This window comes from Bradyrhizobium sp. USDA 4504, from assembly GCF_054063995.1.
The window spans coordinates 1,771,464-1,790,894 of record NZ_JBSSGV010000001.1 but is presented as its reverse complement, the minus strand read 5'-3'; the positions used below and the strand labels follow the sequence as shown (position 1 = coordinate 1,790,894).

Below are 19,431 nucleotides of genomic sequence, written 5' to 3'. Positions count from 1 at the left end.
TATCTCCGCTTGAAGCGATGAATGATGTGGTCAGGCCGGCAACAGCGTGCCGGATCGTGATGCGCTCGGCACGTCATCGAGCAGAAGATCGAGCACCTCTTCGAACTCGACGATGTTGTCGATCTCCGTTCCCATCGCGATATTGGTGACTCGCTCGAGAATGAACTCCACGACCACGGGCACGCGATGCTTCGCCATCAGCTCGCGTGCGGTCGCGAACGCCGCCTGCGCGTCGTTCGGATCGGTGACCCGGATCGCCTTGCAGCCCAAACCCTCTGCGACGGCCACATGGTCGACGCCGTAACCGCCGATCTCGGGCGCGTTGATGTTCTCGAACGAGAGCTGGACGTGATAGTCCATGTCGAAGCCGCGCTGCGCCTGCCGGATCAGGCCGAGATATGAATTGTTCACGACGACGTGGATGTAGGGCAGATTGAACTGCGCCCCGACCGCGAGCTCCTCGATCAGGAACTGGAAGTCGTAGTCACCCGACAGCGCGACGATGTCGCGGTCGGGATCGGCGGCACGCACGCCAAGCGCGGCCGGCAGTGTCCAGCCGAGAGGACCGGCCTGCCCGGCGTTGATCCAGTTGCGCGCATTGTAGACGTTGAGGAACTGGGCCCCAGCGATCTGCGACAATCCGATCACGGTCACGTAGCAGGTGTCGCGGCCAAAGGCCTTGTTCATTTCCTCGTAGACGCGCTGGGGCTTGATCGGGATGTTTTCGAAGTGGCTCTTGCGCAGCATCGAACGCTTGCGGTCGCGACAGGCGGCGGGCCAGGCCTGCCGATCGCGCAGCCTCCCGGACTTCCGCCACTCCCTGGCGACGCTCACGAACATTTCCAGCGCGGCCTTGGCGTCGGAGACGATACCGAGGTCCGGATTGAAGACCCGCCCGATCTGCGTCGGCTCGATGTCGACATGCACGAATTTGCGGCCCTTCGTGTAGGTCTCGATCGAGCCGGTATGCCGGTTGGCCCAGCGATTTCCGATGCCGAGCACGAAATCGGATTCGAGCATCGTGGCGTTGGCGTAGCGATGGCTGGTCTGCAAGCCGACCATGCCTGCCATCAGCGCATGATCGTCAGGAATAGCGCCCCAGGCCATCAGCGTCGGAACGACCGGAACGTTGACCGCTTCGGCAAAGGCGACCAGCAGCTCGGATGCATCGGCGTTGATCACGCCGCCGCCGGCCACAATCAGCGGCCGCTCCGCGGCGTTCAGCATCTCGAGTGCCTTCTCGATCTGCTTGCGCGTCGCCGTCGGCTTGTAGACCGACAACGGTGAATAGGTCTCGTCGTCGAACTCGATCTCGGCCAGTTGCACATCGAGCGGAAGGTCGATCAGCACCGGTCCCGGCCGCCCCGACCGCATGACATGGAAAGCCTGGCTGAACACGCGCGGCACCAGCGCCGGCTCGCGCACGGTGACGGCCCATTTCGTCACTGGTTTTGCGATCGACTCGATGTCGACGGCCTGGAAATCCTCCTTGTAGAGCCGCGCCCGCGGCGCCTGACCGGTGATGCAGAGGATCGGAATGGAATCAGCGATCGCCGAATAGAGGCCGGTGATCATGTCGGTGCCGGCCGGACCCGATGTGCCGATGCAGACGCCGATATTGCCCGCCTTCGCCCTGGTATAGCCTTCCGCCATATGCGAGGCGCCTTCGACGTGCCGCGCCAGAATATGCTGGATCGATCCGTTGCGCTTCAGCGCGGAGTAAAGCGGATTGATCGCCGCGCCGGGAACGCCGAATGCGCACGTGATCCCTTCGCGTTGGAGAATGCGCACTGCTGCATCGACTGCTCGCATCTTCATGTGATGATCCCGCTTCGCTATGAGTTGGCCTGAGCAGGATCATCAGGCCCGCGAGCATCGATCTCAACGCAATCGATTGGAATTTCCGCGCTGTGGCAACGCTCGCGATTTCTTGCGCGTCTTCAAACGATTAGCGTCAGTGTAGAAATGGAAATTGTTGCGGACGGAATTGCAGCCCGCCCTACGCCTGCGTTTGCTGCGTGCGGTTCCCGCGAAGTTCGGCCGTGAGTTCGGCTGCGATCCGATGCACGATCGTACCGATCTCGGGCAAGCGTTCGTTCGTCAGCCTGTCCGCCATGCCGGATACCGAGATTGCGGCATATGGCTCGTTGCAATCGTTGAAGACGACCGCGGCCACGCAGCGCAGGCCGAGGCGCGCCTCTTCATCATCCACCGCATAACCCTGACGCCGCACGCTCTCCAATTCCTTGAACAACTCGCCGGGCCGCACGATCGATTTTTCCGTCAGCCGCGGCATGCCCTGACGGCGAATGATCGCGTTGACGTCTGCATCGGAATAGGTAGCCAGCACCGCCTTGCCCACTCCCGAGGCGATCATCGCGACGCGTCCGCCGACCTTGGTCAGCGAGCGCATGATCTCACGGCTTTCAATGCGGGACACGACGATGATGGATTCATCGTCGACCACGGCAAGATTGGCCGTTTCCCGGGTCTGGTCGCGCAGCTTGCGCAGATAAGGCAGTGCCTGCGCGGCAAAATTCCGCCGGCGCACGAAGGTCGAGCCGACCACGAAGCTTTGCGCGCCGATGTGCCACTTGGATTCGTCGCGGTCGAATTGAACGAACCTGCGGTTCTCGAGCGTGGTCAGCAGCCGATGTACGGTCGAGGGAGACAGGCCGGTGCGGATCGCCAGATCGGTCAGCCGATAGCCTTCATCATCCTCTGCAAGTGTCTCCAGGATTTGCATGGCGCGATCAACGGACTGAACACCGCCGTCGCGCGCGTCCAGTTCCGGCTGCGCGCGAAGATCGGGATCGGACGGCTTGCGCCGGATCGGCTCTCTTTTCATCACGACCTGCCCCTAACCGGTTGCGGTTCAGAACGAAATTGCTCGTCGAGAGCGAGCCTTAGAATTGGCATATGGCATACCAAAAGGCCATGGAGTCAAGGCGACAATACTCGCGAATAGGTCAGTATTTTTGCCATTATTCTTGGCAAATAGCTCGATTCTTTTGTTTGACTTCTGGGATAATGTATACCACGATCGCTTCACAACGACCAAATCAAGCAACCGGGAGGACGATGCCATGTACGTCGGGGACATCCTTCGCGCCAACAATGCGCACGTGGTGACGATCGGCTCGAACGAAACCGTGAGCATTGCGGCGAACCTGATGTACGCGAGCAATGTCGGCGCCCTCGTGGTCAGGAACGCCTCGCGCAGCAAGGACGCCGCCGTGATCGGGATGTTCAGCGAGCGCGACGTCGTCGCTGTGATCGCCGAGCGCGGCACTAATGGTCTTGCGATGAAAGTCGCGCAATTCATCTCGCCGCGGCCGCTGCTGTCCTGCAATTCGCAAGATGCGCTCACGGATGTCGAGCGCCTCATGGCCCGTCATGGAATCCGCCATGTCCCCGTCATCGACAACGGCCGGCTCGTCGGCGTCGTGAGCATGCGGGACATCACCCTTGCTTTCGAGGAAGCCGCCTGCGCGGCCTGACAGACTTGCCCAAGGCCATTGCCACGCTACTCGGTTCGAGCCGCTGCGGCTCCTGCTGTGTCCCCACTCTGCTTGCGAGGATCGAATGAGAATCTGCATCTACGGCGCCGGCGCGATCGGCGGCTATCTCGGTGTCGAATTTATGCGTGCTGGTGCCGATGTCAGCCTGGTCGCGCGGGGTGCGCATCTCGCCGCAATGCGGCAGAACGGCCTGAAACTCCTGATCGGCGACGAGGAGCGCGTCGTGCATCCTCGCTGCACCGATAACCCCGCCGAACTCGGCGAGCAGGATTACGTCATCATTTGCCTCAAGGCGCATTCGATCACCGGTGTCATCGAGCCCATGCGGCCGCTGCTGGGCGATCGGACCCGCATCGTCACCGCCGTCAACGGCATTCCCTATTGGTATTTCCACAAGCACGGTGGTCGGCACGAAGGATCGACGCTCGAGAGCATCGATCCTGGCGGTCAGCAGTGGAACGAGCTCGGCCCCGAGCGCGCGATCGGCTGCGTGGTGTACCCCGCCACCGAGATCGAGGCGCCCGGCGTGATCCGCCATGTCTACGGCAACAACTTTCCGCTGGGCGAGCCCTCCGGCGAGATCACATCCGACGTCCAGAAACTTTCCGAGCTGTTCGTGGCCGCGGGCATGAAAGCTCCGGTCCTCGACCGTATCCGTGACGAGATCTGGCTCAAGCTGTGGGGCAACGTCTGTTTCAACCCGATCAGCGCCCTCACCCACGCGACGCTCGACGTGATCTGCAGCAATCCGGGCACGCGCGCGCTGTCCCGGGCGATCATGCTGGAGGCCCAGGCGATCGCGGAAAGCCTCGGCGTCAAGTTTCGGGTCGATGTCGAACGCCGCATCGAAGGTGCGCGCAAGGTCGGCGCGCACAAGACCTCGATGCTGCAGGATCTCGAGCGCGGACGTCCGGTCGAGATCGATCCGTTGATCACCGTGGTGCAGGAGATGGGCCGGATGACAGGAATCGCGACGCCCGCCCTCGATGCGGTGCTGGCCCTGGTCGCGCAGCGCACCAGGCTGGCCGGCCTCTATGACGGGGCGGCCGGCGCCGCAGCAGCAGAAACGCTGGCGGTGGCGTGATCCCGATGGCCAATGTTACGCGCTGGGTCCGCTTCCGCCACCATGCCGAAATCGGCTTCGGGCAACTCATTCCATCCGGCATCTCCGTGCACGAAGGGGACATGTTCGGCGACATGCGACCGACTGGACAAACGCTGGCGCTGGACAACGTCGAGCTGCTCGCCCCGACGCAACCGAGCAAGGTCATCGCGCTCTGGAACAATTTTCACGCACTTGCGGAGAAGCTGAAATCACCTGAGCCTGCCGAACCGCTGTACCTGTTGAAGGCGCCGACCAGCGTCACCGCGCCTGGTGCCGTCATCAGGCGTCCCTTGGGCTATGATGGCAAGACGACCTACGAAGGTGAACTCGGCATCGTCATCGGCAGGAGCTGCACGGCGGTCGCGCCCGAGCAGGCCGACGCCTTCATCTTCGGCTACAGCTGCACCAACGACGTCACCGCCGCGGACATCCTCAATCGCGACCCGACCTTCCCGCAATGGGCGCGGGCCAAGGGCTTCGATGGATACGGCCCGTTCGGCCCCGTGATTGCGTCAGGCCTCGACCCCGCACGCCTCGTGGTGCGCACCATTCTGAACGGCGTCGAGCGCCAGAACTACCCGATCGCGGACATGATCTTCAGCGCACAGACGCTGGTCAGCAAGATCTCGCACGACATGACGCTGTTGCCGGGCGACCTGATCTGCTGCGGGACATCGATTGGCGTCGGGGTGATGAAGGAGCCCGTCAACACGGTCACCGTCGCGATCGACGGAATCGGCGAGTTGACCAACGAATTCCGTCAGTAGGCTGCGGCGGGACGACAACCCGACGCAGCCGGCCCAAACGACGATTATCTGCCTTAGGAGCGTACATGATCTCCACCAACCCGGCATCATCGCCCGGCGGCTTCCGCTGGCTGCAACTGGCGATCGGCATCGTCTGCATGGCGATGATCGCCAACCTGCAATATGGCTGGACGCTGTTCGTTGATCCGATCGACGCGAAGTTTCACTGGGGCCGTCCGGCCATCCAGCTCGCCTTCACGATTTTCGTGATGACGGAGACATGGCTTGTGCCCGTGGAGGCCTGGTTCGTGGACAAATACGGCCCCCGCATCGTCATCATGTTCGGCGGGCTGATGATCGGGTTGGCCTGGATCATGAACTCATACGCCTCCTCTCTCGTCACGCTTTATGCGGCAGCTGTCGTCGCGGGCATCGGTGCCGGCGCCGTCTACGGCACTTGCGTCGGCAATGCCCTGAAATGGTTTCCGGACCGGCGCGGCCTGGCCGCAGGAGCAACCGCCGCCGGGTTTGGCGCCGGTGCGGCCCTCACCGTCGTACCGATTGCCAACATGATTGCCGCCAGCGGCTACCAGAGCACCTTCCTGACCTTCGGGATCGGACAAGGCCTCATCGTCATCCTGCTGGCCTGGTTCGTCCGGCCACCGCATGGCGTCGAAGCACCCAGGAAAAAGCGTCTCAATCTGCCGCAGAGTGCGATCGACTACACTCCGCCCCAGGTGTTGCGCACCCCGGTCTTCTGGGTCATGTACGTGGTGTTCGTCATGGTGGCTTCCGGCGGCTTGATGACCGCCGCGCAAATCGGGCCGATCGCCCATGACTTCAAGATCGCGGACACGCCGGTCACCCTGGCGGGCTTCCAGATGGCGGCACTGACGTTTGCCATCTCGCTCGATCGCGTCTTCGACGGTTTCGGCCGTCCGCTCTTTGGCTGGGTCTCCGACAATATCGGGCGCGAGCACACGATGTTCATCGCGTTCGCGACAGCGGCGCTGATGTTGCTGACGCTGTCCACCTACGGTCACATTCCGGTTGTCTTCGTGCTGGCCACGGCGATCTATTTCGGCGTCTTCGGCGAAATCTACAGCCTGTTTCCCGCGACGTCGGGCGACACGTTCGGCGCCAAATATGCAACCACCAACAACGGCATGCTCTACACGGCGAAGGGCACGGCGGCGCTGCTCGTGCCGCTCGCGAGCATCATCTCTTCCCAGCTCGGCTGGCAGGCCGTGTTCATCGTCGCGGTTGCACTCAATGCGACCGCTGCCCTCACCGCGTTGTTCCTGATCAAGCCGATGCGGCGCGCGTTCATTCTCGGCAGTGAAGCGACGGCAAGTGCCGCAATCGCTCGCGCAAAGGTCTTTCCCGGTGAAGGCGGTCGACTTGAGGCACCCATGTCTTACGACCGTCTCGAGAAGGCGCCATAACAAGAGACCTATCGGCCGGAGCGCAAGCGATTGAACGACAGATGGACGGATGTGCGGGCTCGGACCGCCCTGCGGCGAATCTTCGACGCCGCCATCGCGAGCGCCGATCCGAGGATCACGATTGCCGACGCCCTGCCGGCAAAGCCGAGGGGCAGATGCATCGTCGTCGGCGCGGGTAAGGCGTCGGCGGCAATGGCTGCGGGCCTCGACGCGGCATGGCCTGACGTCGCGCTTTCCGGCGTCGTCGTCACGCGCCACGGCCATTCGGTTCCAGCCGGCCGTATCGAAGTGCTCGAAGCGTCTCACCCCGTGCCGGATGACACGAGCAGGACCGCGGCCCTTCGCATGCTGCGCGCCGTCGAGGGGCTTTCTGCAGACGATCTCGTCATCGCCCTGATGTCCGGCGGTGGCTCGGCGCTGATGACCCTGCCGGCATCTCCGATGACTCTCGCCGACAAGCAGGCGGTCAACCGGGCACTCCTTGCAAGCGGCGCGACGATTGCCGAGATGAACGTCGTCCGCAAACATCTGTCCGCGATCAAGGGCGGTCGGCTGGCGCTGGCCGCCCGTCCCGCCCGCGTCACGACCCTTGTGATCTCAGACATTCCCGGCGACGATCCCGCGGCGATTGCCTCCGGTCCCTCGCTGCCGGACAGCAGCACGAAAGCCGCTGCGCTGGAGATCGTTGGCCGCTTTGCAATCGACCTGCCGGAAGCGGCGCGGCTTGTGCTCGAACAAGCGGACGAGACACCCAAGCCCGGCGAGATCGATGCTGATGTCCGCATCCTTGCCGCTCCATTCCATGCGCTTGACGCTGCGGCCAGCGCCGCCCGGGACGAAGGCCTGACGCCGATCATCCTTGGAGACGCGATCGAGGGCGAGGCACGGGAACTCGGAACCGTGATGGCCGGCATCGCCCGGTCGGTCGCGAGATATGCGCAGCCGGGCCCTGCCCCCGCGGTGCTGCTGTCCGGAGGCGAGACGACAGTGACGATCGGGCGCGGGCCGGCGGGACACGGCGGCCGCAACACCGAATTCCTGCTGGGGCTTGCCGTCGCCCTGTCCGGCGCATCCGATATCTGGGCCGTTGCGGGCGACAGCGATGGAATTGATGGAACGGAAGATGCGGCTGGCGCTTTGATCGGTCCGGATACGCTGCGGCGCGCCGCCGCGAATCTGCTTGACGCACGAGCGTACCTGGCTGCTCATGACAGCTACACGTTCTTCGACCGCCTTGGAGACCTCGTGCGCACCGGGCCGACGCTTACGAACGTCAATGATATCCGTGCCGTGCTGATCGCAGCCGGCCAGCCACCGACGAGGTGATTCATGCGTCGTCATCGACGAGCCAAGATCGTTGCAACCGTTGGTCCAGCAAGCAGTTCCCCCGAGATGCTCGAGGCACTGCTGCTGGCGGGCGTCGATACGTTCCGCCTGAACTTCAGTCACGGAACACAGAGCGATCACGCACGCATTCACGCGGCGATCCGAAAGCTGGAACAGGACGTCGGCCGGCCGATCGGCATCCTGATGGACCTCCAGGGCCCGAAGATCCGCGTCGGCACCTTGCGCGATGGAAAGATCGCCGCAATGGCCGGAGAGACCATTCGGTTCGTCTTGTCCGGATCGGAAGGCGACCGAACCGCAATTCCCCTCCCGCATCGGGAGATCTTTGCCGCCGTTGCCCCCGGCCATGACCTTCTGATCGACGACGGCAGGGTCCGCGTTCGCGTTACCGGGCTCGGTGACGATTTCATCGAAGCCAAGGTGATCGTCGGCGGCACGATCTCGAATCACAAGGGCGTCAATCTGCCGGGTACGGTCCTCGATCTTTCACCGCTGACCGCGAAGGATCGCCTCGATCTGGAGTTCGGCCTGAAACTTGGCGTGGATTGGGTTGCGCTGTCGTTCGTGCAGAAGCCCTCGGATATCATCGAAGCGAGAGGCCTCGTCGGGGACCGTGCCGGCCTGATGGCCAAGATCGAGAAACCTGCCGCGCTCGAACGGATCGACGATATCATCCAGCTGTGCGACGCCATCATGGTTGCGCGGGGAGATCTCGGCGTCGAAATCCCGCATGAGGACGTGCCGGGGCGCCAGAAGGAGCTGGTGCGGGCCTGCCGTCTCGCGGTGAAGCCCGTGATCGTCGCCACGCAAATGCTGGACTCGATGGTCGCCGCCCCTACGCCGACGCGCGCGGAAGTCTCCGACGTTGCGACCGCCATCTATGACGGCGCAGACGCCGTGATGCTGTCGGCGGAGTCCGCGACAGGCCGATATCCGCGCGAGGCGGTCGAGATGATGGGCCGCATTATCCGCAGCACCGAACAACACAAGATGTACCGCTCGATCGTCGAGGCGACCCAGCCCGGCGAAGAGCAGACGCCACCGCATGCCGTGGCCACGGCAGCGGCCGATCTCGCCTCCGTCGTTCACGCCGCGGCCATTGTGGCCTACACCTCGAGCGGCACCACGGCCGCACGCGTCGCGCGCAAGCGGCCGAGCCGCCCGATCCTCGCCATCACCCCAAGCCGCGAAGTGTCCCGCCGCTTGTGCCTGCTTTGGGGCGCTCACAGCGTGCTTTCCGACGACGTTCAGAGCTATGAGGAGATGGTCGAGCGCGCAACCACATTCGCGCAAGCAGAGCAGTTTGCATCGAGCCGCGATCTGCTGGTCGTGGTCGCCGGCATTCCCTTTGGACAAGCGGGAACGACCAACAATCTACGGGTCGTATCGCTGCCCTGAGAGAACCGTCGGCCCGAGCGATTGCATCATCAGCGCACCGCGCGGCAAGGCGAACGCGACGGTCGCGCGCATCCCGATCGCCTAGGTCAGCATCGAGATGATCGACTGAAGCTGATCGGATGCCGACGTCACGAGCCCGTCGAACGATGTCTGGCCGTGAGCTGCGGCTCGCAGGATGCATTCCGCAACAGCGGCCTTGAGACCGAACACGGATTGATCCGCCGGTACGCTTGCCATGACCGCATTCAACGCATCGCGCATCGTCTGGATCAGTTCGGCGCTGTGCTTCATGGCTGTCCCTCCGCGGGCTCAAAATAAGCCGGCCGTACAGGGTCGCCACTCACAAGCGCGCGATTCCAAATTGCCTTTTCTTAATGCAGTGACAGATACGTGAACCGGCGAACGCTAGAGCTCTCTCTCGGCAAGCTTGCGAAACGCGTCGGGCACCGAATGAACCGCCTCCAGCGCCGCTGAACCATATCCGATCGCCTCCCAGCCAAAGCGATCGCGGATCCTGTCGATCGCACGGTCCGCCGCCCAGCGGGCCATCCCTGTCGGACTTCCAGGCCGAAGCGCTTCGTCCTCCAGTCCGAGTGGAAGCTCCAGTGCAAGATCCCAATGCTCCTCGAGATGCGAAATCGAGATCGCCAGCAGCGAGATGATCTTCTCGCCGGGATGGTCAGCAAGAGCAGCGCGCACCAGATTCTCGGCGAGCCGCGCCAGCACGATGGTCGTGCACACCGGCGCATCGAGCGTCATCGAGCGCGTCACCGACTTCAGGTCGGCGAAACGGACGCGCACCGTCACGGTTCGTCCGGGCCGCGACTTCGCCCGAAGCCGCGTGGCGACGCGGTCGGCGAGATGAAGCAGCGTGGGCCGGATGACTTGCTCGATCGCAGGCTTTCGGCCAAGCGCCGATTGTGCCCCCGCCGATCGTGCGCGCCGGTGTGGCTTGAGCTGTCGCGGATCACGATTCCAGGCCAGCGCGGCGAGTTTCTCGCCCGCTGCCGGACCGAGCAAGTGCGTCAGCGACCGTTCCGACAGTTTGGCGAGCTGACCTATCGTCGCTACGCCGATCGCGTCCAACCGGGTCCTCGTGACCGGCCCTACTCCCCACATCAACTTGACCGGCAATTCGTGAAGGAAGCTCAGCTCGGCGTCGGGATCAACGACGACAAGTCCGTCGGGCTTTGCGACCTGCGAGGCGATCTTCGCCAGATGCTTGGTGCGGGCGACGCCGACCGAGATCGGAAGGCCGAGCTCGCTGCGTACGCGCCACCGGATCGACGCGGCTATTTCGGCAGGCGTTCCGAACAGGTGAGTGCAGCCGGCAACGTCCGCAAACGCCTCGTCGATCGAAATTCGCTCGACCAGCGGCGTGAAGTCGCCGATCACCTTGATGGCCGCGTCACCCAACCGCTGGTAATCGCTGAAATGGCCGCCGACGAAAACCAGTTGCGGGCACAGTTGGCGCGCTTCCCGCCCCGACATGCCGCCATGCACTCCGAAGGCCTTGGCCTCATAGGACGCCGCCAGCACAACCCCGCCCCCGACGGCGATCGGCTTGCCGCGCAGCGACGGCTCGAGCAGCTGCTCGACCGATGCGTAAAATGCATCCAGGTCCGCATGAAGGATGGTGACTGCGGCTGCCATCTCGACCCGTTCATCCCTGACCTGACCGAAGCCGCCCGTCTCCGGACGTGGAAATTGACAATAGAACAAAATAGGAACAATCTGAAATCGAGTCAATCCAGCATGTCATCGCGGCCGCTGGCGCCGCGAACGACGCCGGGTCGTCAACGCGCGTTGCCACGCTGCGCGCGCGCTTGCCGCGCGAGAGGATCTGCCGGCGCTCCCTTCAGCCGGCTTCGCCCGATCGCCCCCGATCTCGGTCCGCGGGAGATCGAAGCGGGAGTTGCTGCGAGGCATCAACGCAAGGCACATCGGCGGATCGTTCGAGATGCATGACGGCGGCTTCTGCGATGCACGACCGCAGCTTGCGCGTATTGCCGCACCGGCTCACTCATCAGCCGGCTGACTTTGCCGCGCAGGGCTTTTTCGGGTAGATATTTTGCAATGACCGACCAATCCCATCAGGTGGACTTCCAAGCTGCGGCCCACCTTTACAAATGGCCTTCTCTCAACAACTCGAGGCGAGAGGATCGCGCGCCCTATATGGTCGTCAACGGAACGCTCGACCAATGCATTCGGGATTTCATGGGCAAGCCCGAGAAGACGCGACATCTTTACGAGATCCGGACCAAGTCGCAGCCTCCCCTCGTCCCCGACGTGCTGTCACCCGAGCATGTGATCGAGCTCTCCAGGCTTCGCGAGTTTCTCTGAGGCGCGCAGCGAAGGCGATCCCGACGCGTGTCGTTTGCGGGCCGACTTATCCATCTGTCGTAGGTCTGGTGCCGGATTGTTTGCCCCTTGGCGAGCCGGTACACTTGCTTGACTCCCTGACTGACCGACGTCCGTGGCGGCATGATTGATCCGCTTCGACCCCGCTGAGGCTCGCACGTCGCCTGCACGGGAGCGGAACGGCGGCACGGCCGGTTGATGGGGCATCGCGAGGCGCCGCATGAGGTTCAATCTGGCGATCCTGAGTGTGCTGGCCGCAAGGCCCGGGCAGCGGATCGCGATCGACGAGGTCAGCCGCGAGGTCAAGCGCATGATCGCGGCCGGCGATGAAGCCACACAGTCGAAGCGGCCGTCCGAGCTTGGCGACGCCGACGTCTTCCAATCGGGATGGGCATCGATCAACGACGCGGGCCTGCAGATCACCGATTCGGGACTCTCGCTGTGGCGCTCGCTTGAAACCGCCCGAATCGAACACGGACCCGATCGACAGGAAACGGAGCGATTGGACGCCGCTACGGCCGACACGCGCCATTACGTTGCGGATACTGCGATCGACCGCCCCGACGACGTTGATCTCGAGCTCCCCGGTATGACGCGCGAGGACCACGACGACCGCCAGCCATCCGGCGCGGGCCGTTCGGCTACCGCTCCCGACATCCCCTCGGCGCACTCTCCGATCGTCCCGGCGCCTGCATTCGGCGCCTTTCAAGAGGCGAACCGCGTGGTGGCTGCGCGGCTGTCCGGTCTGGTCAGCTTCCTCGGTACGATCAAGCCGAAATTCGCCACCGCGCAGCGACGGCGATCCGCGGAGGATGTCGGGGATCGTCGTGCCGATCGTCGAGGCGGATTGACGGGGCTGGCGGTGGCGTGCCTCAGCCTGATCTCGGTCGTCGCTTGCGTTGCCGCCGCGATTGCACTTGGTCAGCTCTCTTCGCTGAAGTCGGACATTACCGCGTTGCGACGCGAGATCGCGCCGCTGAGGGAACGCCTCGCCAGACTCGAACAGGTCGAAGTCGCAAGACGCGATGCCGCCCAGCAGGAAGATGCGCGAGACAGGGCCGAGGCGGAAAAGAAGCTGGCTGACGGCGCAGGCGAACAGGCCGCGCTCAGCCTCTCGCGTGAAGAGATTCAGTTGATCAGGGAGTACATCAAGGCAGCGCCTTCGGCCGGCGCAGCCGTCGCGCCGATCAACGTCGGCGATCCCATCACCGGCGGAATGATTCCGCTGCCGTCGTCGTTGACGGAAAAAGTGCCGCGGCTTCTCGGTGCGAGATTCGCCACCCGCAACGGCGCCATCGTCATCAGCACACGAAACAGCCGCCGCATCGATGTCGTGCTGATGCCGAACTAGATCGTGGCGAGGTCAAGTCGCAGGGGCGAGCTGCCAAAATATCGAAAACAACCCCATGCAAAGGAGCCGGCGGACCCGGCAACTCGACGCGTCGGGCAAAATTTGGTATTATTATACCCTAAGAAATCGTGCAGAGGCTCGTGAACCGCTGTCAACCTACGGCTGATTGTTCGGCGGCCGCTCGATGAAGCGCCGGCTGCCGTTGAGAAGCTCGAGGTTGTTCGCGATGACGGGGTTGCCCGGATCGAGCGAATACGCCTTCTCGAACTTCCGCCGCGCGCCGTTCAGATTGCCGCGCAGCATGAGGGAATAGCCCTGATCGTTGAGGATCTGGACGGTCTCGCCGCCAAGCCGGATCGCCTGCGCATAGGCCTGATCGGCAAGGTCGAAGCGGCGCAACTTGTCATAGCTCGCCGCGAGCCCGACCCAGGCCGTCACGTCCTTCGGCGCCTTCTCGACCGCTTCCTTGAAATAGCGCTGCGAGATTCCGTAATTGCCGCGGTTGTAGTGCTCGAGCCCCATCCGCACCGGTTCGTCGGAGGGATAGTATTTGACGTCGGTCGGCTCCTGCACGGGGTCGCCGCCTGGCGGATCCACGGGGGCTACGATCGCAGCCTCCCGCGTCGTGTAGTCACAGGCCCCAAGGCCGGTCGCCAAGCCGCAACAGATCAACGCCGGTGCGAGGCGATGCAATCCTCGCCCCGTTCCCCAAGTCCAGCGCAGCCCCTGCACCATTCGAAGATCCATCGCAAAACTACCTACGAAAACAGACGGCACGACCGAAATACCGAGGTCCGCCGAAACCTAACGTCGCATTTCCCTTCCGAATCCCTGCCCCGGCACTTGTCCGACGCTGCAAGGATATTACCTGCCGCCTCCGCCGACCCCGACGGCCACCGATCCTCCGGTCCCTGCGCCCAATCCGGTCGTGTTGACGTTCTGAATCGTGGTGACAGGCGGCGGCTGGCCCATCGCCTTGGTCGGATCGCCCATGTCGGGAAGCTGATCCAGCGGACGTTGCTGAGTGCCATAGCGCTGTACGGCACCGTTTGTACGCCGCGCGTCGTACGCGATCCGGCGATCGCCGACATAGGCCGGCCATGGGTGGATCGTGTGCGTAACGGCGTTGACCTCCTTGGCGTTGCCGGCGCTCATCGTGATGGTGTCGGAACGCTGCACGTAGCGGTCCATCTCGTCATGCCCATAAACGCCGTAGCAGCCGCCGAGCAGGAAGGGTGCGAGCAAAGCCAGATATCGGATGGTCATCTCCCGCCCCCCTAGTTCAAGGTCTTCACGACCGGCTGGTTCGCACCGACAGCCGGTGGCGGAGCCGGTACAACAGCGTTTGGCGCGATGATGTGACCATAGGGTCCCTTCACGTCGCCGCCGGAATTCACGTAGTCGTCGTAACGCTTGCGCACTTCCATCTGGCCATTGAGGAAGAAGTCGACGTCATTGGCCGGCAGGCGGGAATCGAGCGGCGATGCCAGCTGCTGACCGGGTGCCGCCGGCGCGACCAGGCGCGGCGTCACGATGATGACCAGGTCGGTTTCCTGCTGCTGGTACGACTTGCTGCTGAACAGGGTTCCGATCACAGGTACCGAGCCGATCCACGGCAATTGCGACACGTCCTGCCGGTTGCGGGTCTGCAGCAGGCCGGCGATGGCAAAGCTCTGGCCGTCGCGCAACTCGACCGTGGTGCGTGCGTCACGGCGGGTCAGCGCCGGGATGGTCGTTCCGGAGATGCTCACCGCGTTGGTGAAATCGAGTTCGCTAACCGAGGGCTCGACGCGGAGATTGATCACTCCGCGCGACAGCACGGTCGGCACGAAGGCCAGTTCGACGCCGAACTTCTTGTAGTCGATGGTCACGGTTGGCAATGCGCCCGGGACCGGCGACGAGGCGACCGGTACCGGGATCTCGCCACCTGCCAGGAATCGCGCAGCATCGCCCGACAGCGTGGTCAAATTCGGCTCCGCCAGCCGGCGGGCCAATCCTTTGGTTTCCAGTGCGGTAATCAGAAGGTCCACCGAACTGCCATTGCTGGTTCGAAGAATGCTCGTCAACAAGCTTCCGAACGGGGGCGCAGCCACGCCGCCGGCGGAACCAATGAGTGTACCCGCCGTACCCAACAGCGGAATGGAGCCAGGTGGAGGCCCCACGTTCGGCATGTTAACTCGGCCGCTGTTCGTGTTCAGTGTGCCAGCCCCAGTATTGGCAATATTCGATCCGCTGGCGTTTGCTGCATAAAGATTCACCCCGAGATCGCGCCCCGCCTCTCGGCTGACCTCGAGGAAGCGCACCTCGAGCATCACCTGCTGCGGAGCCGCAACGCTCATTGCATTGACGACGATGCCGCCCTCGGGAATGCTGCCTTTGGCGATCGACAGTGCTCGCTCCGCGGCGACCGCATCGGCGGCCATTCCGCTCAGCACCACCTGCCCTTCGGAGGCGGACACGCGAATGCCGCGCGTGCCGGTGCCGGCCTGGATGTTCTGCTGCAAATTGCCGATATCGAGCGTCACCTCGACATCGAGAATGCCGATCTGCTTCATCGAGCTGTCGAACAGGATGACGTTGGTGGTGCCGGTCTTCTTGCCCTGGACGTAGATCAGATGGTCGCTCAGCGACTTCACGTCGGCGATATCGGGCGAGCCCGCGACGATCGACGAGAACGCCGTATCGACCCTGAAGGTGCGTGACTTGTTGATGGTCACCCTGACGCGCTGGACGTCGCTCATCTCGCTGACGAAGACACCGCTGGACGACGGCGCCCGCCGGTCGGCGGCGGCGGCGGGATCGGTGAAATGAAACAGGGCGATCGCAGCTCCAAACGCCATCGCGCTCAAGGCAACCAGCCCAAGTCCCGCATCAACCGAAACGCGACTTCCCATCATGCCAATCCCCTTCGCCGCGTCTCCGCGACGACCCCCGTAAATCTACGACCTCGGCGTCCCGATCACTCCCGTTCGTCCACCACGCCGTAGAGTTTACAGTCTGTCCGACTACAAATCGTTACTCGCAAAAATTCCCATTTCCCCGCGCACCGAATACTCACCCGGGTCGCAAGGCCGCTAATGGCGGCTGGTAGATCATCCCTCGCCACGCGCCTCGATTGCAAGGAGAGAGGCCCGCCCCGCTGCGGCAAGCCCGGAGAAAACTGCCCGATGTTGCCAGCGCGCACCACATCCGTAGCCCGGCTGGGCTATTCCCCGGCCCCGCCCAACGGGCCGAGCCGCCCCGGCGGCCGCCCAAGCCGGCGCCTTCGACCAGCCTCGCCGAATCGGGCTCTGCTCAGAAGGGAATCGTGGTGGACGCGCTCGGCGCGTTGAGGGACTTGCCCCAGATCGGCATGATCATGGCAAAGCCCGACTGGGATGCCGTCACCGTCAGCGCCGAGGCGCCCGCCGTCGTGGTCACCGTCGGCGTAAGACTGGCGCCATACAGGAAGGGAGCAACGGCCTGCTTCTGCGCAAGCGTCAGATAGTCACTGGTACAGCTGGATGGTGAATTGGACGCCAGCACAGCGGGGGTGTAGCAGCTGATCATGTTCGCCCTGGCGCCGGCATCCGCAAGCAGGCGCAGCGACTGCATCGTGATCGCGTAGCGTCCGAAATCAAAGACGGCGAAGATCAGGGTGAACAAGGGCACGGCGATGAGGCAGAACTCGAGAGCCGCGACCCCGCGCTGGTCGAGCCTTTTCATCACTGCACCAGGCGCACGGTTTGAACGTTGGGCTTTGCTGCTCCGGATCCGGTACCGCCAGAGCATCCGGAGTTGTCCAGCGTCGTATTGCCCTGGAATTTCACAGAATAGGCAATGACCTGGTAGCAACCAGAACTTGGCGCCCCCGACGAGTTGCCCGAATACGTGACAGGCGAATTTGGTACATATACCGTGCCATTGAAATAGCTGGCGGACGTACCACTGATGTTGACGTTTGAACTCTTCTCATCGTCATAGATGAGAAGCTTGCTCATCTGAGCCAGCACCGATGGTGACAACGGCCCAGCGGGAGACGTCATTGCGGTTAACTTGATCGTCGGGTTGCCAGTGATGGTGAGTGATCCTCCCCCAAAAAAAATCAGTGTGGCAGTTCCTGTTATCGTTGGGCTGCCATTGATTTTGACATTCCCCGTAAACCAATACGTGCCGCTCAACGCGCCGGATAACGTCACGCTATTGCCTGCATTGTAACAGGAGCCCGACTCATACGAAGTGGGTGTAGAGGTGCACGCCCCTTTCGAAAAGGCCGATAGCTTCAACGCACCAATCGCGGTCGCCACCGCGCTAAGGGGATCGGGGATCGGTTGCTGATAGGTTTGCACGCCCGTGCATTGGGTTCCGCCCGTCTGGGAGCAGCCGCCCACCGTGTAACTTGGTGCATTCACCGAGATGCCTGAATTGCCGACGAACCCAATCGCGTTTGACGCGGTGCTGTTCGACGAAATGCCGCAGGTCGGCGAGTTGACCGTGGCAGAGCCCTGGAAGGTAACTGACCCTACGACTGCCAGAACGCATGGAGGCTTCGCCAAGCTATCAACTCTGGCGATCGCCGTCGCGGCGATAGTAACCGTCGACAAGCCAAGCACCTGAGCCAGATATCCCGGCTGCTGCTGGCTGATGGTGGCCTGAACGTACGTCCCGGCGACCCCGTTCCACGACGTCAGCGAGGCGACCTGGACGGTCCGCGTGACGCCGCTGGTCGCCACGCATCTGGAGCCGGGATAGCCGGTATCGCCCGAATTGCAGAATGCGTTCTGAGCCGCAGCCTGCTTGCCGCGATAATCGTATGTCTGTGAGTTACTGCAACTTACACCGGCCTGTGGCGCGCTGCTGCACGCAAACCACAAGGCACCCGAATAGGCCGCCGCATCAGCCGCGCCCTGGGCGCGTTGCCGAGTGACATACCAGGATCCGGCCTCACCACCGAGCGCCATCATTCCGATCAACGGGATCAACGCAATCACGGTTGCGAACGCGGCCGAGCCGCGACGGCAATGAAGCATGTTACGCATGGACCACCTCATTGAAACCGTTCCGAATAGGTCAGCGTGAACGAACAGGGATTGGTATTGCCGCTGGTGCACAATGCCGATCTCATCACCATTGGCGTCAATGTGATCGTCGTCGAATACACGTAGTACTTCGGCTGCGACGGAGCAGAGTTTGTCGAATCGCAGACCGCATTGCTTTCGCCGCAGATGAGCTGGATGCTGGGTATGGGGTACCGGGAGTCGGCCTTGGCGAGCGCGGCAGCCGCCCAACTGGACGCATTCGTGACGTCGCCCGGCGGGGAATACTGGATGGACTGTCCAAACCCACGCAGCGCCGCGAGCGCCTGGATGTATTGAAAGCCGGCCAGCGCGAGGTCGGCAAGCGGCAGCAGAATAACCAGGAACAGGAAAGCGAAAACGAACAGCATCTCGAACGCGACGGCGCCGCGTCGATCCGCGATCAGGGAACGCTTGCCGTTCACACGGCTCTTCCAGCTTCGCATGGCCGCTCACCAGACATAAGGAATCAATCTCCAGCGCGACGCCTCGTAGCTGGAATATTCAGGAAGCGTGCGCCGAAGCACGTCCTCCTCGTAGTGAATTCGCCAGACCTGGATGCAGATGTGCAGAATCAGCAGGCCCACGGTCATCCAGCTCAGATGCTGCAGCACGACACCAAGGAACACGATCTCTTCCGACAGATAGAGCGGATGCTTGATCCACCGGTACGGCCCGGTTTGCACCACCGAACGCGCCTGCGGCACCAGGCTGAACGACCGTCCGAGATGACGAACAGTCACGAGGATCATGATCATGCCGGTCAGCACGCAAATCGTCGACACGAGGTTCGGCAATGTCCCCTCGGTCTTCGGGAAAAACGTGATCGTCCACGGCCAATACGTGCCGACGAAGGCCGCGATCCTCGGCAGCAGGCCTTCGGCCTGCGCCTTCGCAGGCCCTCGGGTCAGGATCAGCAGTGCCAGCATCAGATAAAACACGGCGACACAGAAGCTCGACACCAGCGAAGGCCAAGGCTCGTCTGCCGCCGTCCCAAGCTTGAACGTCACGACAAGTCCCAACAGGAGGAACCAAGCGCTGCCCAGCAATCGGGTTATCCGATCGTAAGCCAGATTCGTCGGCAGGGTCATTGCAGTTGCACT

General features: G+C 63.1%; 19 protein-coding genes. 8 read left to right on the top strand and 11 right to left on the bottom strand.

What is annotated here, in order from left to right; translation table 11 throughout:
• Nucleotides 1-30: 30 nt before the first annotated feature.
• Both gcl and ACVMB1_RS07685 read right to left on the bottom strand, forming a co-directional pair.
• Nucleotides 31-1,818 (bottom strand): glyoxylate carboligase, encoded by a 1,788-nt coding sequence (gene gcl, locus ACVMB1_RS07690; protein WP_076826254.1) that lies wholly within the window; start codon nucleotides 1,816-1,818, stop codon nucleotides 31-33.
• Nucleotides 1,819-1,999: 181 nt separating this feature from the next.
• Nucleotides 2,000-2,848, bottom strand: coding sequence for an IclR family transcriptional regulator (locus ACVMB1_RS07685; protein WP_229190204.1), 849 nt, complete (start codon nucleotides 2,846-2,848; stop codon nucleotides 2,000-2,002).
• Nucleotides 2,849-3,086: 238 nt separating this feature from the next.
• Between ACVMB1_RS07685 and ACVMB1_RS07680 the strand changes: the two genes are divergently transcribed.
• From ACVMB1_RS07680 to pyk, 6 genes are all read left to right on the top strand, one after another.
• A complete protein-coding gene (locus ACVMB1_RS07680) occupies nucleotides 3,087-3,500 on the top strand; it encodes a CBS domain-containing protein (protein ID WP_057017285.1) in 414 nt (137 codons plus the stop codon).
• 85 nt (nucleotides 3,501-3,585) lie between these two features.
• A complete protein-coding gene (locus ACVMB1_RS07675; protein ID WP_057017096.1) occupies nucleotides 3,586-4,605 on the top strand; it encodes a 2-dehydropantoate 2-reductase in 1,020 nt (339 codons plus the stop codon).
• A 5-nt stretch (nucleotides 4,606-4,610) separates the two neighbouring features.
• Nucleotides 4,611-5,393 carry a fumarylacetoacetate hydrolase family protein gene (locus ACVMB1_RS07670; protein ID WP_456784511.1) on the top strand — a complete coding sequence of 261 codons (783 nt, stop codon included), beginning with the start codon at nucleotides 4,611-4,613 and terminating at the stop codon, nucleotides 5,391-5,393.
• A 65-nt stretch (nucleotides 5,394-5,458) separates the two neighbouring features.
• Nucleotides 5,459-6,817 (top strand): oxalate/formate MFS antiporter, encoded by a 1,359-nt coding sequence (gene oxlT, locus ACVMB1_RS07665; RefSeq protein ID WP_229190205.1) that lies wholly within the window; start codon nucleotides 5,459-5,461, stop codon nucleotides 6,815-6,817.
• A gap of 30 nt (nucleotides 6,818-6,847) precedes the next feature.
• Complete coding sequence (locus ACVMB1_RS07660; RefSeq protein WP_456784510.1) at nucleotides 6,848-8,143, top strand: glycerate kinase type-2 family protein; 1,296 nt, start codon at nucleotides 6,848-6,850, stop codon at nucleotides 8,141-8,143.
• Nucleotides 8,144-8,146: 3 nt separating this feature from the next.
• Complete coding sequence (gene pyk / locus ACVMB1_RS07655; RefSeq protein WP_456848376.1) at nucleotides 8,147-9,562, top strand: pyruvate kinase; 1,416 nt, start codon at nucleotides 8,147-8,149, stop codon at nucleotides 9,560-9,562.
• Nucleotides 9,563-9,643: 81 nt separating this feature from the next.
• Here the strand turns inward: pyk and ACVMB1_RS07650 are convergent, their stop codons facing one another.
• Together ACVMB1_RS07650 and dinB are read right to left on the bottom strand one after the other, a co-directional pair.
• On the bottom strand, nucleotides 9,644-9,853 hold the full coding sequence (locus ACVMB1_RS07650; protein ID WP_456815961.1) for a hypothetical protein: 210 nt from the start codon (nucleotides 9,851-9,853) through the stop codon (nucleotides 9,644-9,646).
• 114 nt (nucleotides 9,854-9,967) lie between these two features.
• Nucleotides 9,968-11,215 (bottom strand): DNA polymerase IV, encoded by a 1,248-nt coding sequence (gene dinB / locus ACVMB1_RS07645; RefSeq protein WP_456815960.1) that lies wholly within the window; start codon nucleotides 11,213-11,215, stop codon nucleotides 9,968-9,970.
• A 423-nt stretch (nucleotides 11,216-11,638) separates the two neighbouring features.
• On the opposite strand from dinB, the gene ACVMB1_RS07640 reads away from it, so the two are divergent.
• Both ACVMB1_RS07640 and ACVMB1_RS07635 read left to right on the top strand, forming a co-directional pair.
• Nucleotides 11,639-11,905: a hypothetical protein gene (locus ACVMB1_RS07640; RefSeq protein WP_016846025.1), complete on the top strand. Its 267-nt coding sequence runs from the start codon at nucleotides 11,639-11,641 to the stop codon at nucleotides 11,903-11,905.
• 265 nt (nucleotides 11,906-12,170) lie between these two features.
• Complete coding sequence (locus ACVMB1_RS07635) at nucleotides 12,171-13,274, top strand: hypothetical protein (protein WP_456815959.1); 1,104 nt, start codon at nucleotides 12,171-12,173, stop codon at nucleotides 13,272-13,274.
• Between the two features lie 156 nt (nucleotides 13,275-13,430).
• Here ACVMB1_RS07635 and ACVMB1_RS07630 read toward each other — a convergent pair whose 3' ends face one another.
• The 7 genes from ACVMB1_RS07630 to ACVMB1_RS07600 form a co-directional block, all read right to left on the bottom strand.
• A complete protein-coding gene (locus ACVMB1_RS07630; protein WP_210262745.1) occupies nucleotides 13,431-13,967 on the bottom strand; it encodes a tetratricopeptide repeat protein in 537 nt (178 codons plus the stop codon).
• Between the two features lie 171 nt (nucleotides 13,968-14,138).
• On the bottom strand, nucleotides 14,139-14,540 hold the full coding sequence (locus tag ACVMB1_RS07625; RefSeq protein WP_253592203.1) for a hypothetical protein: 402 nt from the start codon (nucleotides 14,538-14,540) through the stop codon (nucleotides 14,139-14,141).
• 11 nt (nucleotides 14,541-14,551) lie between these two features.
• Nucleotides 14,552-16,171, bottom strand: a complete 1,620-nt coding sequence (locus ACVMB1_RS07620) for a type II and III secretion system protein family protein (RefSeq protein ID WP_456815957.1) — start codon at nucleotides 16,169-16,171, stop codon at nucleotides 14,552-14,554.
• Between the two features lie 397 nt (nucleotides 16,172-16,568).
• Nucleotides 16,569-16,979 (bottom strand): TadE/TadG family type IV pilus assembly protein, encoded by a 411-nt coding sequence (locus tag ACVMB1_RS07615; RefSeq protein WP_456815956.1) that lies wholly within the window; start codon nucleotides 16,977-16,979, stop codon nucleotides 16,569-16,571.
• Nucleotides 16,979-18,292, bottom strand: coding sequence for a pilus assembly protein TadG-related protein (locus ACVMB1_RS07610; protein WP_456815955.1), 1,314 nt, complete (start codon nucleotides 18,290-18,292; stop codon nucleotides 16,979-16,981). The genes ACVMB1_RS07615 and ACVMB1_RS07610 overlap by 1 nt, the downstream gene beginning before the upstream one ends.
• An 8-nt stretch (nucleotides 18,293-18,300) precedes the next feature.
• A complete protein-coding gene (locus tag ACVMB1_RS07605; protein ID WP_456815954.1) occupies nucleotides 18,301-18,753 on the bottom strand; it encodes a hypothetical protein in 453 nt (150 codons plus the stop codon).
• Nucleotides 18,754-18,780: 27 nt separating this feature from the next.
• Nucleotides 18,781-19,419, bottom strand: a complete 639-nt coding sequence (locus ACVMB1_RS07600; RefSeq protein ID WP_456815953.1) for a methyltransferase family protein — start codon at nucleotides 19,417-19,419, stop codon at nucleotides 18,781-18,783.
• Nucleotides 19,420-19,431: the final 12 nt, after the last annotated feature.